The sequence below is a fragment of the Pseudomonas sp. 3-2 genome (assembly GCF_019710535.1).
Lineage (GTDB): Bacteria > Pseudomonadota > Gammaproteobacteria > Pseudomonadales > Pseudomonadaceae > Aquipseudomonas > Aquipseudomonas pharyngis.
In genome coordinates, this window is sequence record NZ_CP081200.1 from 5,743,525 (window position 1) to 5,757,500 (window position 13,976).

At 54.7% G+C, this 13,976-nt stretch carries 11 protein-coding genes, 4 tRNA genes and 2 rRNA genes (1 of these 17 running past the window's edge); all 17 read right to left on the reverse strand.

Annotation, left to right across the window (positions count from 1 at the left end):
• Positions 1 to 27: 27 nt before the first annotated feature.
• Positions 28 to 4,101 (reverse strand): DNA-directed RNA polymerase subunit beta, encoded by a 4,074-nt coding sequence (gene rpoB, locus K3819_RS26135; protein ID WP_039772428.1) that lies wholly within the window; start codon positions 4,099 to 4,101, stop codon positions 28 to 30.
• Positions 4,102 to 4,321: 220 nt separating this feature from the next.
• Positions 4,322 to 4,687, reverse strand: a complete 366-nt coding sequence (gene rplL, locus K3819_RS26140; RefSeq protein ID WP_003228750.1) for a 50S ribosomal protein L7/L12 — start codon at positions 4,685 to 4,687, stop codon at positions 4,322 to 4,324.
• 74 nt (positions 4,688 to 4,761) lie between these two features.
• Positions 4,762 to 5,262 carry a 50S ribosomal protein L10 gene (gene rplJ / locus K3819_RS26145; protein WP_085613345.1) on the reverse strand — a complete coding sequence of 167 codons (501 nt, stop codon included), beginning with the start codon at positions 5,260 to 5,262 and terminating at the stop codon, positions 4,762 to 4,764.
• Positions 5,263 to 5,460: 198 nt separating this feature from the next.
• Positions 5,461 to 6,156, reverse strand: coding sequence for a 50S ribosomal protein L1 (rplA, locus tag K3819_RS26150; protein WP_003228754.1), 696 nt, complete (start codon positions 6,154 to 6,156; stop codon positions 5,461 to 5,463).
• Positions 6,156 to 6,587 (reverse strand): 50S ribosomal protein L11, encoded by a 432-nt coding sequence (gene rplK, locus K3819_RS26155; protein WP_003228756.1) that lies wholly within the window; start codon positions 6,585 to 6,587, stop codon positions 6,156 to 6,158. The genes rplA and rplK overlap by 1 nt, the downstream gene beginning before the upstream one ends.
• Positions 6,588 to 6,704: 117 nt before the next feature.
• Positions 6,705 to 7,238 carry a transcription termination/antitermination protein NusG gene (gene nusG, locus K3819_RS26160; RefSeq protein WP_007957598.1) on the reverse strand — a complete coding sequence of 178 codons (534 nt, stop codon included), beginning with the start codon at positions 7,236 to 7,238 and terminating at the stop codon, positions 6,705 to 6,707.
• 9 nt (positions 7,239 to 7,247) lie between these two features.
• A complete protein-coding gene (gene secE / locus K3819_RS26165; RefSeq protein ID WP_007957600.1) occupies positions 7,248 to 7,616 on the reverse strand; it encodes a preprotein translocase subunit SecE in 369 nt (122 codons plus the stop codon).
• Between the two features lie 45 nt (positions 7,617 to 7,661).
• A tRNA-Trp gene (locus K3819_RS26170) sits at positions 7,662 to 7,737 on the reverse strand.
• A gap of 53 nt (positions 7,738 to 7,790) precedes the next feature.
• The gene (tuf, locus tag K3819_RS26175) at positions 7,791 to 8,984 is read right to left on the reverse strand and encodes an elongation factor Tu (protein ID WP_010220303.1); all 1,194 of its coding nucleotides are present in this window, start codon (positions 8,982 to 8,984) and stop codon (positions 7,791 to 7,793) included.
• Between the two features lie 85 nt (positions 8,985 to 9,069).
• A tRNA-Thr gene (locus tag K3819_RS26180) sits at positions 9,070 to 9,145 on the reverse strand.
• Positions 9,146 to 9,171: 26 nt separating this feature from the next.
• A tRNA-Gly gene (locus K3819_RS26185) sits at positions 9,172 to 9,245 on the reverse strand.
• A 25-nt stretch (positions 9,246 to 9,270) separates the two neighbouring features.
• A tRNA-Tyr gene (locus tag K3819_RS26190) sits at positions 9,271 to 9,355 on the reverse strand.
• A 143-nt stretch (positions 9,356 to 9,498) separates the two neighbouring features.
• The gene (locus K3819_RS26195; protein WP_221398199.1) at positions 9,499 to 9,939 is read right to left on the reverse strand and encodes a hypothetical protein; all 441 of its coding nucleotides are present in this window, start codon (positions 9,937 to 9,939) and stop codon (positions 9,499 to 9,501) included.
• Between the two features lie 7 nt (positions 9,940 to 9,946).
• The gene (locus tag K3819_RS26200) at positions 9,947 to 10,696 is read right to left on the reverse strand and encodes a pantothenate kinase (RefSeq protein ID WP_085613343.1); all 750 of its coding nucleotides are present in this window, start codon (positions 10,694 to 10,696) and stop codon (positions 9,947 to 9,949) included.
• Positions 10,686 to 11,639, reverse strand: a complete 954-nt coding sequence (gene birA / locus K3819_RS26205; RefSeq protein ID WP_085613342.1) for a bifunctional biotin--[acetyl-CoA-carboxylase] ligase/biotin operon repressor BirA — start codon at positions 11,637 to 11,639, stop codon at positions 10,686 to 10,688. Before birA ends, K3819_RS26200 begins: the two co-directional genes overlap by 11 nt.
• Before the next feature lie 132 nt (positions 11,640 to 11,771).
• A 5S ribosomal RNA gene (gene rrf, locus K3819_RS26210) occupies positions 11,772 to 11,887 on the reverse strand.
• 157 nt (positions 11,888 to 12,044) lie between these two features.
• Positions 12,045 to 13,976: ribosomal RNA gene (locus K3819_RS26215) — 23S ribosomal RNA — on the reverse strand; it runs 959 nt beyond the window's last position.

A 13,976-nucleotide genomic window follows, 5' to 3' on the forward strand; every position in this document is an offset into this window, starting at 1 on the left:
CTGCCCCGCTCTCGATCGCGTCACGTGTTATTCGGTTTCCAGATCGATATCGATGCCGAGGGAACGAATTTCCTTGATCAACACGTTGAAGGACTCGGGCATGCCCGGCTCCATACGGTGATCGCCGTCCACGATGTTTTTGTACATCTTGGTCCGGCCGTTCACATCGTCCGACTTCACTGTGAGCATTTCTTGCAGAGTGTAAGCAGCACCGTATGCTTCCAGTGCCCAGACCTCCATCTCCCCGAAACGCTGACCACCGAACTGCGCCTTACCACCCAGCGGCTGCTGGGTAACCAGGCTGTACGAACCGGTAGAACGCGCGTGCATCTTGTCGTCTACCAAGTGGTTCAGCTTCAGCATGTACATGTAGCCAACGGTAACTGGACGCTCGAACTTGTTGCCGGTACGGCCGTCGGTCAGCTGCATCTGGCCGCTTTCTGGCAGGTCTGCCAGTTTCAGCATGGCCTTGATTTCGCTTTCCTTGGCACCGTCGAACACTGGAGTGGCCATTGGAACACCGCCACGCAGGTTCTTAGCCAGATCCAGGATTTCCTGATCGGAGAAGCTGTCCAGATCTTCGTTACGACCGCCGATCTGGTTGTAGATCTCGTCCAGGAAGGTGCGCAGTTCAGCGACTTTACGCTGCTCTTCGACCATCCGGTTGATCTTCTCGCCCAGACCTTTGGCCGCGAGGCCGAGGTGGGTTTCAAGGATCTGACCAACGTTCATACGCGAAGGTACGCCCAGTGGGTTGAGGACGACGTCGACCGGTGTGCCATTGGCATCGTGCGGCATGTCTTCAACCGGCATGATCACGGAGACCACACCTTTGTTACCGTGACGACCGGCCATCTTGTCGCCCGGCTGGATGCGACGACGGATTGCCAGGTAAACCTTGACGATTTTCAGCACACCTGGAGCCAGGTCATCGCCCTGCTGCAGTTTGCGCTTCTTGTCTTCGAACTTGTCGTCCAGCAGACGGCGACGATCAACGATGTAGGCTTGGGCCTTCTCGAGCTGCTCGTTCAGAGCATCTTCAGCCATGCGCAGTTTGAACCACTGACCATGCTCAAGACCGTCGAGTACTTCGTCGGTGATGTCCTGACCTTTCTTCAGGCCCGCGCCACCTTCAGCCTTGTGGCCTACCAGAGCGGAACGCAGACGCTCGAAGGTCGCGCCTTCAACGATGCGGAACTCTTCGTTCAGATCCTTGCGGATCTCGTCCAGCTGGGACTTCTCGATCGACAGGGCACGAGCATCACGCTCAACGCCGTCACGAGTGAAGACCTGTACGTCGATGACAGTACCTTTGGTGCCGGTTGGCACACGCAGGGAAGTGTCTTTAACGTCGCTGGCTTTCTCACCGAAGATTGCGCGCAGCAGTTTTTCTTCCGGAGTGAGTTGGGTCTCGCCTTTCGGAGTGACCTTACCTACCAGGATGTCGCCTGCGCCGACTTCAGCACCTACGTAAACGATACCGGCTTCGTCCAGCTTGTTCAGCGCAGCTTCACCCACGTTAGGGATGTCCGCAGTGATTTCCTCTGGGCCAAGCTTGGTGTCACGAGCCACACAGGTCAGTTCCTGAATGTGGATCGTGGTGAAACGGTCTTCCTGAACCACACGCTCGGACAGACAGATGGAGTCTTCGAAGTTGAAGCCGTTCCATGCCATGAACGCGATGCGCATGTTCTGACCCAGAGCCAGTTCACCCATGTCGGTGGACGGACCGTCGGCCATGATGTCGCCACGCTGAACACGATCACCCTTGCTCACCAGCGGACGCTGGTTGATGCAGGTGTTCTGGTTCGAGCGGGTGTATTTGGTCAGATTGTAGATGTCGACACCAGCTTCGCCGGTTTCAACTTCGTCATCGGCAACGCGAACCACGATACGGCTGGCATCAACGGAGTCGATCACGCCGCCACGACGAGCCACGACGCAAACGCCGGAGTCGCGAGCCACGTTACGCTCCATGCCGGTACCGACCAGCGGCTTGTCAGCGCGCAGGGTTGGTACAGCTTGACGCTGCATGTTGGAACCCATCAACGCACGGTTGGCGTCGTCGTGCTCGAGGAACGGAATCAGCGACGCTGCAACCGAAACTACCTGCTTCGGCGAAACGTCCATCAAGGTGACGTCTTCCGGCGCCTTGACGGTGAATTCGTTCAGGTGACGTACGGCCACCAGTTCGTCGATCAGGACTTTCTGCTCGTTCATGGTCGCCGAAGCCTGCGCGATCACGTGATCGGCTTCTTCAATGGCGGACAGGAACACGATGTCGTCGGTGACCACACCCTCTTTCACCACACGGTACGGGCTCTCGAGGAAGCCGTACTGGTTGGTGCGAGCGTAAGCAGCCAGGGAGTTGATCAGACCGATGTTCGGACCTTCCGGCGTTTCAATCGGGCAGACACGACCGTAATGAGTCGGGTGTACGTCACGGACTTCGAAGCCCGCGCGCTCACGAGTCAGACCGCCAGGGCCGAGTGCAGAGACACGACGCTTGTGGGTGATCTCGGACAGCGGGTTGTTCTGGTCCATGAACTGCGACAGCTGGCTGGAACCGAAGAACTCTTTCACCGCCGCAGCCACTGGCTTGGCGTTGATCAGGTCTTGCGGCATCAGGCCTTCGCTTTCGGCCATCGACAGACGCTCTTTGACCGCACGCTCAACACGTACCAGGCCAACGCGGAACTGATTCTCGGCCATTTCGCCTACGCAGCGAACACGACGGTTACCCAGGTGGTCGATGTCGTCGACAATGCCTTTACCGTTACGGATGTCGACCAGAGTCTTCAGTACCGCGACGATGTCTTCCTTGCACAGCACGCCCGAACCTTCGATCTCGGTACGACCGATACGACGGTTGAACTTCATCCGGCCGACCGCAGACAGGTCATAGCGCTCAGGGCTGAAGAACAGGTTGTTGAACAGGGTCTCGGCAGCGTCTTTGGTTGGCGGCTCGCCTGGACGCATCATGCGATAGATCTCGACCAGCGCTTCCAATTGGTTGCTGGTGGAGTCGATCTTCAGCGTGTCGGAGACGAACGGACCGCAGTCGATGTCGTTGGTGTACAGAGTCTCGATGCGTACGACGCCGGCCTTGGCGATTTTCGCCAGGATTTCGGTCGACAGCTCGGTGTTGCACTCTGCCAGGATCTCACCGGTAGCCGGATGCACAATCGCCTTGGCGGTGGTACGACCCAGAACGTAATCCAGAGGCACGTCCAGCTCTTTGATCCCGGCTTTTTCCAGCTGGTTGATGTGGCGGGCAGTAATACGACGGCCCTGCTCAACGATCACCTTGCCTTTGTCGTCCTGGATATCGAGAACCGCAACTTCACCACGCAGGCGCTGAGGCACCAGCTCCAGGCTCAGGCCTTCGCCCTTCACGTGGAATACGTTGGTGGTGTAGAACGCGTCCAGCACTTCCTCGGTGGTATAACCGAGCGCGCGCAGCAGTACCGAGGCCGGCAGTTTGCGACGACGGTCGATACGCACGAATACGCAGTCTTTCGGGTCGAACTCGAAGTCCAGCCACGAACCGCGGTAAGGAATGATGCGCGCGGAGTACAGCAGTTTACCGGAGCTGTGCGTCTTGCCACGGTCGTGGTCGAAGAACACGCCCGGGGAACGGTGCAGCTGGGAAACGATAACACGCTCGGTACCGTTGATTACGAAGGTACCGTTTTCAGTCATCAATGGGATTTCACCCATGTAGACTTCTTGCTCTTTGATGTCCTTGATCGCTTTGTTCGACGATTCTTTGTCGAAAATGATCAGGCGCACTTTTACCCGCAAAGGTACGGCGAAAGTTACACCGCGCAATACGCATTCTTTGACATCAAATGCCGGTTCGCCCAGGCGATAACCGACGTACTCCAGCGCAGCATTGCCGGAGTAGCTGATGATCGGGAAAACGGATTTGAAGGCCGCATGCAGGCCCACGTCGCGGAACTGATCTTTAGTCGCTCCCGCTTGCAAGAATTCACGATAAGAATCCAGCTGGATGGCCAGGAGGTAAGGCACATCCATGACGTCCGGCAACTTGCTAAAGTCCTTGCGGATACGTTTTTTCTCAGTATATGAGTAAGCCATCAGCGTTCCCCAGCTTGGTCACCTGCTTGTTTGGCCTCTCCCGACGGGAGCAGCCAGAAAATCGTGCAAACCCCATGGTTTGCGCCACCGCATCGGGTGGTTACAGCTCGTTATCGACACCGACCCAGTCGGCTGCCAATAACGGAAAAAGGCCGGTGGCAAGAGCCACCAGCCATCAGCCTGTCGCTTGACGCTCGGGCTGGAGGAGCAAAGTCGATACTTATTTCAGCTCGACTTTAGCGCCTGCTTCTTCCAGCTTCTTCTTGGCGTCTTCAGCAGCTTCTTTCGAAACGCCTTCAGCTACAACCTGAGGAGCGCCGTCTACTTTCTCTTTGGCTTCTTTCAGGCCCAGACCGGTCAGTTCACGAACTGCCTTGATCACGTTAACCTTCTTCTCGCCAGCTTCCAGCAGAACAACGTTGAACTCGGTTTGCTCTTCAACAACAGCGGCAGCAGCAGCTGGACCAGCCGAAGCAGCAGCAGCGGTCACGCCGAAGGTTTCTTCCATCGCTTTGATCAGCTCAACGATTTCCACTACGGATTTCTGGCCGATTGCTTCGATGATTTGTTCGTTAGTCAGAGACATGACTCAATTCCTGAATTGGGGGACGGCCTACGCGACCATCGAAATAAACAAAAAACGCGAGAAGCTGACGAGCCTTAGGCTGCAGCAGCTTCTTTCTGGTCGCGAATTGCCGCCAGAGTACGAGCCAATTTGCTGGTAGCGCCTTGAATCACGCTCATCAGCTGGGAAATTGCTTCGTCACGGGTCGGCAGAGTTGCCAGAACGTCGATCTGATTAGCTGCGAGGAACTTGCCCTCGAACGCAGCTGCCTTGATCTCGAACTTGTCCTGACCCTTCGAAAACTCTTTGAAAATACGAGCAGCAGCGCCCGGATGTTCGTTCGAGAATGCGATCAGGGTCGGGCCGGTGAACACGTCGTTGAGGACACTGTATTGAGTGTCAGCAACAGCGCGCTTGAGCAGGGTGTTACGTACAACACGTACGTAAACGCCAGCTTCACGAGCCTCTTTACGGAGTCCGGTCATTGCGCCTACTGTTACGCCACGGGCATCAACCACGACAGCGGACAGAGCGACTTTGGCAGCCTCGTTGACTTCAGCGACGATGGCCTTCTTGTCTTCGAGATTAATTGCCACGGGTTTAACTCCTGCTTGTTACCGTTTCATTCGATCGAAACCGAATGTCGTTTTGGTGTCTGATTCGGTAAGGAACCGGGAGCACCATCTGCGTAGGCTTGAGGTTTAAGACTTGCGTCGCCTACGGTCTTGGATAGCCCCCGCCAGGCAGGGACCCCAATCTTTCAATTGGCGCAGTCAACTGCGCCAATTTTTGTCTTACGCGTCCAGCGAGCTCTGGTCGATAACCAGACCTGGGCCCATAGTGGTGCTCAGGGTAACGCGCTTGACGTAGATACCTTTCGAAGAAGCTGGCTTGATACGCTTCAGATCAGCGATCAGGGCTTCAACGTTTTCCTTCAGCTTGACGGCATCGAAGCCGATCTTGCCAACGGAAGTGTGGATGATGCCGTTTTTGTCGGTGCGATAACGAACCTGACCAGCCTTGGCATTTTTAACCGCGGTAGCGACGTCTGGGGTAACAGTGCCGACTTTCGGGTTAGGCATCAGACCACGTGGACCGAGGATCTGACCCAGTTGACCTACAACGCGCATGGCATCCGGGGATGCGATCACTACGTCATAGTTCAGGTCGCCGCCTTTCATTTCGGCAGCCAGGTCGTCCATACCTACACGGTCAGCGCCGGCAGCCAGAGCGGCCTCAGCAGCTGGACCCTGGGTGAACACAGCAACGCGAACAGTCTTGCCAGTGCCGTGTGGCAGCACAGTAGCGCTACGAACAACCTGGTCGGATTTACGCGGGTCTACGCCCAGGTTTACAGCTACGTCGAACGACTCGCTGAACTTGACAGTCGACAGCTCGGCCAGCAGTGCAGCGGCGTCTACAATGTTGTAGGCCTTGCCTGCTTCGATTTTGCCGGCGATAGCCTTTTGACGCTTGGTCAGCTTAGCCATTACACACCCTCCACGTTAAGGCCCATGCTACGAGCAGAACCGGCGATAGTACGCACGGCTGCATCCATATCAGCTGCAGTCAGATCCGCGTTTTTGGTTTTCGCGATTTCTTCCAGCTGAGCACGGGTAACAGTGCCAACCTTAACGGTGTTCGGACGAGCGGAACCGCTGGTCAGACCGGCCGCCTTCTTCAGCAGAACCGAAGCAGGGGTGGATTTGGTTTCGAAAGTGAAGCTACGGTCGCTGTAGACAGTGATGATCACTGGAGTCGGCAGACCAGCTTCCAGACCCTGGGTACGGGCGTTGAAAGCTTTGCAGAATTCCATGATGTTCACGCCGTGCTGACCCAGAGCAGGACCAACAGGTGGGCTTGGGTTAGCCTGAGCGGCCTTCACTTGCAGCTTGATGTAAGCGGTAATCTTCTTGGCCATGAGGCACTCCAATTACGGGTTCGAACGCCTCGAAAGGCTCCCCGGTTACTTGCGCGTTTATCCCAGTGACGACAAAACCCCACAGCCTAGGGCTGCGGGGTTGGGATGCTTGCTCAGCTAGACCTTTTCGACCTGACTGAACTCCAACTCTACCGGAGTAGAGCGTCCGAAAATGAGCACTGCCACTTGGATCCGGCTCTTTTCGTAGTTAACTTCTTCAACAACGCCGTTAAAGTCAGCGAACGGCCCGTCATTGACTCGAACGGTTTCGCCTGGCTCGAACAACGTCTTCGGCTTCGGCTTGTCGCTACCGTCGGCAACGCGACGCAAAATCGCCTCAGCTTCTTTATCGGTGATTGGTGCCGGCTTATCAGCAGTACCGCCGATAAAACCCATCACCCGAGGAGTATCCTTGACCAAGTGCCAAGTACCCTCATTCATATCCATCTGAACCAGCACATAACCTGGGAAGAATTTGCGCTCGCTTTTGCGTTTCTGGCCATTACGCATTTCAACCACTTCTTCAGTGGGAACCAGAATTTCGCCGAAGCCATCTTCCATGCCAGCCAGCTTTACACGCTCGATCAACGAACGCATGACATGCTTCTCGTAACCCGAGTAAGCATGCACAACGTACCAACGCTTAGCCACGGGACACCCTTAGCCGACAATCAAGGAAACAAGCCAACCGAGCAGGGAATCAAGCCCCCACAACAGCAACGCCATAACCAGGACAACAGCCACAACAATCAGTGTGGTCTGCGTGGTTTCTTGGCGAGTTGGCCATACGACTTTACGAATCTCGGTGCGAGCTTCCTTAACCAGTACAAAGAAAGACTTGCCCTTGGCAGTCTGCAGGCCTACAAAGGCAGCTACAGCAGCAATAACAAGCAATGCGAGTACACGGTACAGGATCGGCGAAGCAGCGTAATACTGATTACCGACAACGCCAACAATTACCAAAGCGACCACTACAAGCCACTTGAGCAAATCGAAGCGAGAGCCTTGAGCTTCAGCTTTAGGAGTCATCTATGAAGATCCTGTGAAAAGAAAGCCAGACACACCGAGTGAATCTGGCAGGTCAGGAGGGAATCGAACCCCCAACCTACGGTTTTGGAGACCGTCGCTCTGCCAATTGAGCTACTGACCTAAAACAAAATCAGGCCGACCATTATGCCGGCCTGAAAAAGACATTACAACTGTTTACTCGATGATCTTGGCCACTACGCCAGCACCAACGGTACGACCGCCTTCACGGATTGCGAAACGCAGACCGTCTTCCATCGCGATGGTTTTGATCAGGGTAACAGTCATCTGAATGTTGTCACCTGGCATTACCATTTCAACGCCTTCTGGCAGCTCGCAGTTACCAGTCACGTCAGTAGTACGGAAGTAGAACTGCGGACGGTAGCCTTTGAAGAACGGAGTGTGACGACCGCCTTCTTCCTTGCTCAGAACGTAAACTTCTGCGGTGAACTTGGTGTGCGGCTTAACCGAACCCGGCTTAACCAGAACCTGACCACGCTCAACGTCGTCACGCTTGGTGCCACGCAGCAGAACGCCGCAGTTCTCGCCAGCACGACCTTCGTCCAGCAGCTTGCGGAACATCTCAACACCGGTGCAGGTGGTGGTGGTGGTATCACGCAGACCAACGATTTCCAGAGCATCTTGAACGCGAACGATACCGCGCTCGATACGACCGGTCACAACAGTACCGCGACCCGAGATCGAGAACACGTCTTCGATTGGCATCAGGAAAGGCTTGTCGATAGCACGCTCTGGCTCTGGGATGTAGCTGTCCAGAGTTTCCACCAGCTTCTTAACAGCGGTGGTGCCCATTTCGTTGTCGTCTTTGCCTTCCAGCGCCATACGAGCCGAACCGATGATGATCGGAGTGTCGTCGCCTGGGAAGTCATAGGTGGACAGCAGGTCGCGAACTTCCATCTCAACCAGTTCCAGCAGCTCAGCGTCGTCTACCAGGTCAGCCTTGTTCAGGAAAACCACGATGTACGGAACGCCTACCTGACGGGACAGCAGGATGTGCTCACGGGTTTGCGGCATCGGACCATCAGCGGCCGAGCAAACCAGGATCGCGCCGTCCATCTGCGCAGCACCAGTGATCATGTTCTTCACGTAGTCAGCGTGACCTGGGCAGTCAACGTGAGCGTAGTGACGAATGTTCGAGTTGTACTCAACGTGCGCGGTGTTGATGGTGATACCGCGAGCTTTTTCTTCTGGTGCGCTGTCGATCTTGTCGAATTCAACTACGGCCGAACCGAAAACTTCGGAGCAGACGCGAGTCAGAGCAGCGGTCAACGTGGTTTTACCGTGGTCTACGTGACCGATGGTGCCAACGTTGACGTGCGGCAGGGAACGATCAAATTTTTCCTTAGCCATCGATATCACCCCTAACAGAAGAAATTGAGCAAACAACACAAGCCATTAAAACAAAGGCAGATATTTTCATATCTGCCTTGTTATATGGAGCTCTTGAGCGGATTTGAACCGCTGACCTCACCCTTACCAAGGGTGTGCTCTACCAACTGAGCTACAAGAGCGTAACACTTTGCACAACCTGCAAACTTGGAGCGGGTAGCGGGAATCGAACCCGCATCATCAGCTTGGAAGGCTGAGGTTCTACCACTAAACTATACCCGCGGAGCCTGCAGCTCACGCTAAAATCTGGTGGAGGGAGAAGGATTCGAACCTTCGAAGTCGTAGACGTCAGATTTACAGTCTGATCCCTTTGGCCGCTCGGGAACCCCTCCTAATCAGGCCGGCATTCTATACTATGCCAACCCCCTGTCAAGCATTTTCTCATTTAAAAACCTGAGGTTAGCTGCGTTGACATCACTCCATCATACCAACCTTTTCAGGTCTTCGCTGTGGAGCGGGCGCCATTCTATGCAAACTATTCAGTAGGTGCAACCCCCTCGCACAGCATTATTTTATGTTTTAACTCATTGAATTCCTTGGAAAGGTTTTGCAGCTGAGCATCACCCAACAAATGCTGGGTTTCGGGCGTAACCTTGAACCAATATGAGCCGCCGGAAGACTCTTTTGACGAAGGAAGAACTTTTGCACCAAGCTCCGTCAAACGCTGCTCCAACGCCTGAGCGGACTCGGGGCGCGCCAAACCACCCACATAAAGGCACTGCCCATCAGGCTTTCCTCCAGTCCTTTTTTCACGGGAAGCATCACCACCAGCCTCACTCAGCAAGCGAATATCCTGTTGCGACCCACGATAAAGACTGAGAGGCGTGACATCCTTTGCGCGTAGCGGGGCCTCCTGCTGATGCCAGACGTAATAAAACACATTGAGTACCAGAAGCAGAAGGAACAACCAACGCATACAAACCTCAGGACAAAGGACACGCCATAGCCAAACCCACGAACACCAGATCGGAAACAATCCGAGCCTCAGGCGCAACATCCGAAACCAACTCGGCATCACCACCCGTAATGAAGACCCTGTAGTCGTCACCCCAGTAGGAACGCGCCACCTCCAGCTGCGTCAATACGAATCCTCTTAGCATCAACAAACAGCCACGCTCGACAGCCTCGGCCGTGTTGCGCCCAGGAGCCTGACTCGCCAATGCCCGCTCCGCCGCCAGATCCCCATAGCGAATTTTCCGAGTATGCGTACGCAACTGATTACGCATCAGCGGCATGCCAGGACAAATGAAGCCTCCCAGATGTTCACCGTCCGCGGAGACAAAGTCCGCGGTCACCGCCGTCCCGAAATCAAGAACCAGACAAGCACCTTTAGCCAGGTGAAAACCACCAAGCATCGCCAGCCAGCGATCGAGACCGAGGCGCTCATAGTCGTCGTAACCGTTCGTTACGCCAGACATCTCGCGAGCGGGCGACGCACAGACAACGGAAATGCCGAACTCGCGCCTGAGCAAGCCAATAAGCAAATTGGTCTCATCTTCAGTTCTTACGCTGACAAGGCGACATTTACCGAGAGATATCTTCTCAAGCGACCGAAGACTGTCGACCAAGGCGCCATCAGAGTCGACCACACCTTCTGCGACCAAGGCGCCCAACTCTGCACTCAGCACCCGCCATTTGATAAAACTGTTTCCACAATCGAGCTCAAGAATCATGACGCAACCTCAAGCTGAGCTCACCACCACTAAAGACCTTTTCCACACCATCTACCTTTAGCCGCAGCGCGCCTTGATTATCGATTCCCAGCACGACACCCTCTACCTGATTGACACCGGCAGTGAGAGAAACCGGCTGCCCCTGCCACAAATGGCTCGCCTCCCACTCCGCCTGAAGCGCAGAGAAGCCGCCTGACTGGTGACGTCGCAGATAGAGTTGCAGCTGCTTACTCAGCTCAACCGCCAGAATATTGCGATCACAAGATTTACCCGACTCTAGACGCAGTGAAGTCCATTGCTGATCGACTTCGTCTGTAGCCTGCATGTTCACATTAATGCCCACGCCCAACACTACATGACAAACGTCCGCTGGATCTCCGACGAGCTCCAGCAGGATGCCTGCAATTTTTTTTCGCCCGACCAAAACATCATTGGGCCATTTCAGTCCCGCACCTGGCACCCCAAACGCGCGCAGGGTCTGCATGACCGCGAGACCGACAACGAGACTTAACCCCTCGAGCTGACGCATCCCTCCATCGATACGCAACACGAGGCTGTAATAAAGGTTTTCAGCAAACGGGCTTACCCATTTACGCCCCCTGCGCCCGCGCCCGGAACTCTGACGCTCAGCCAGTATTAGAAAAGGCGCAACCCGCCCTCGATCTACCGCTCGCAACGATTCAGCATTAGTTGAGTCGATGGAATCGAAGACACTGACAGACCAGCCGGCAAGACCTTCCTCTATTGCGAGCGAGTCAAGCAACGCCAGCGGCGAAGCCAATTGATAGCCCCGCCCTCGAACTTTATGTATGGATAACCCAAGCTCCGTCTCCAGATGCTGAAGCTGCTTCCACACCGCACTTCGACTAATTCCCAGAGCAACGCCCAGGGCCTGACCGGAATGGAATCGACCATCCTTCAGAAGGTTCAACAACGTCAGCATGCAGGTCTCGCCTCAGAATGAGGCCCGAATAATAGCCATGCACCGGGCCGCTGCATAGAATTCAAACAACCCATTTTCCTGCGGACAAAACAAAACCCCAACTGCTTTCGCAATTGGGGTTTCGGAATTTAATCTTGACGATGACCTACTCTCACATGGGGAAACCCCACACTACCATCGGCGATGCATCGTTTCACTTCTGAGTTCGGGATGGGATCAGGTGGTTCCAACGCTCTATGGTCGTCAAGAAATTCGGGTACTGACTCGTGACCGGATGGTCTCGCTTCAGCAAATTGGGTATGTGACAGCTGTCGGTGTTTTGTGAGCGTCGAACTTTCGGTTCATTTTCGTCTTCACACACCGCAATCTGGTCTCTTTCGAGTCTACAGATTGCTTGGGTGTTATATGGTCAAGCCTCACGGGCAATTAGTATTGGTTAGCTCAACGCCTCACAGCGCTTACACACCCAACCTATCAACGTCGTAGTCTTCGACGGCCCTTCAGGGAACTCAAGGTTCCAGTGAGATCTCATCTTGAGGCAAGTTTCCCGCTTAGATGCTTTCAGCGGTTATCTTTCCCGAACATAGCTACCCGGCAATGCCACTGGCGTGACAACCGGAACACCAGAGGTTCGTCCACTCCGGTCCTCTCGTACTAGGAGCAGCCCCTCTCAAATCTCAAACGTCCACGGCAGATAGGGACCGAACTGTCTCACGACGTTCTAAACCCAGCTCGCGTACCACTTTAAATGGCGAACAGCCATACCCTTGGGACCGGCTTCAGCCCCAGGATGTGATGAGCCGACATCGAGGTGCCAAACACCGCCGTCGATATGAACTCTTGGGCGGTATCAGCCTGTTATCCCCGGAGTACCTTTTATCCGTTGAGCGATGGCCCTTCCATACAGAACCACCGGATCACTAAGACCTACTTTCGTACCTGCTCGACGTGTCTGTCTCGCAGTCAAGCGCGCTTTTGCCTTTATACTCTACGACCGATTTCCGACCGGTCTGAGCGCACCTTCGTACTCCTCCGTTACTCTTTAGGAGGAGACCGCCCCAGTCAAACTACCCACCATACACTGTCCTCGATCCGGATAACGGACCTGAGTTAGAACCTCAAAGTTGCCAGGGTGGTATTTCAAGGATGGCTCCACGCGAACTGGCGTCCACGCTTCAAAGCCTCCCACCTATCCTACACAAGCAAATTCAAAGTCCAGTGCAAAGCTATAGTAAAGGTTCACGGGGTCTTTCCGTCTAGCCGCGGATACACTGCATCTTCACAGCGATTTCAATTTCACTGAGTCTCGGGTGGAGACAGCGCCGCCATCGTTACGCCATTCGTGCAGGTCGGAACTTACCCGACAAGGAATTTCGCTACCTTAGGACCGTTATAGTTACGGCCGCCGTTTACCGGGGCTTCGATCAAGAGCTTCGCGTTAGCTAACCCCATCAATTAACCTTCCGGCACCGGGCAGGCGTCACACCCTATACGTCCACTTTCGTGTTTGCAGAGTGCTGTGTTTTTAATAAACAGTCGCAGCGGCCTGGTATCTTCGACCGGCGTGGGCTTACGCAGCAAGTGCTTCACCCTCACCGGCGCACCTTCTCCCGAAGTTACGGTGCCATTTTGCCTAGTTCCTTCACCCGAGTTCTCTCAAGCGCCTTGGTATTCTCTACCCAACCACCTGTGTCGGTTTGGGGTACGGTTCCTGGTTATCTGAAGCTTAGAAGCTTTTCTTGGAAGCATGGCATCAACCACTTCGTCGCCTAAAGGCAACTCGTCATCAGCTCTCGGCCTTGAAACCCCGGATTTACCTAAGATTTCAGCCTACCACCTTAAACTTGGACAACCAACGCCAAGCTGGCCTAGCCTTCTCCGTCCCTCCATCGCAATAACCAGAAGTACAGGAATATTAACCTGTTTTCCATCGACTACGCTTTTCAGCCTCGCCTTAGGGACCGACTAACCCTGCGTCGATTAACGTTGCGCAGGAAACCTTGGTCTTTCGGCGTGGGTGTTTTTCACACCCATTGTCGTTACTCATGTCAGCATTCGCACTTCTGATACCTCCAGCAAGCTTCTCAACTCACCTTCACAGGCTTACAGAACGCTCCTCTACCGCATCACTTGCGTGATACCCGTAGCTTCGGTGTATGGTTTGAGCCCCGTTACATCTTCCGCGCAGGCCGACTCGACTAGTGAGCTATTACGCTTTCTTTAAAGGGTGGCTGCTTCTAAGCCAACCTCCTAGCTGTCTAAGCCTTCCCACATCGTTTCCCACTTAACCATAACTTTGGGACCTTAGCTGACGGTCTGGGTTGTTTCCCTTTTCAC

Coding starts and splice junctions, on each gene's coding strand:
- rpoB (WP_039772428.1), bottom strand. CDS start 4,101: ATGGCTTACTCATATACTGAGAAAAAACGTATCCGCAAGGACTTTAGC.
- rplL (WP_003228750.1), bottom strand. CDS start 4,687: ATGTCTCTGACTAACGAACAAATCATCGAAGCAATCGGCCAGAAATCC.
- rplA (WP_003228754.1), bottom strand. CDS start 6,156: ATGGCTAAGCTGACCAAGCGTCAAAAGGCTATCGCCGGCAAAATCGAA.
- rplK (WP_003228756.1), bottom strand. CDS start 6,587: ATGGCCAAGAAGATTACCGCTTACATCAAGCTGCAAGTGAAGGCCGCT.
- secE (WP_007957600.1), bottom strand. CDS start 7,616: ATGACTCCTAAAGCTGAAGCTCAAGGCTCTCGCTTCGATTTGCTCAAG.
- tuf (WP_010220303.1), bottom strand. CDS start 8,984: ATGGCTAAGGAAAAATTTGATCGTTCCCTGCCGCACGTCAACGTTGGC.
- K3819_RS26195 (WP_221398199.1), bottom strand. CDS start 9,939: ATGCGTTGGTTGTTCCTTCTGCTTCTGGTACTCAATGTGTTTTATTAC.
- K3819_RS26200 (WP_085613343.1), bottom strand. CDS start 10,696: ATGATTCTTGAGCTCGATTGTGGAAACAGTTTTATCAAATGGCGGGTG.
- birA (WP_085613342.1), bottom strand. CDS start 11,639: ATGCTGACGTTGTTGAACCTTCTGAAGGATGGTCGATTCCATTCCGGT.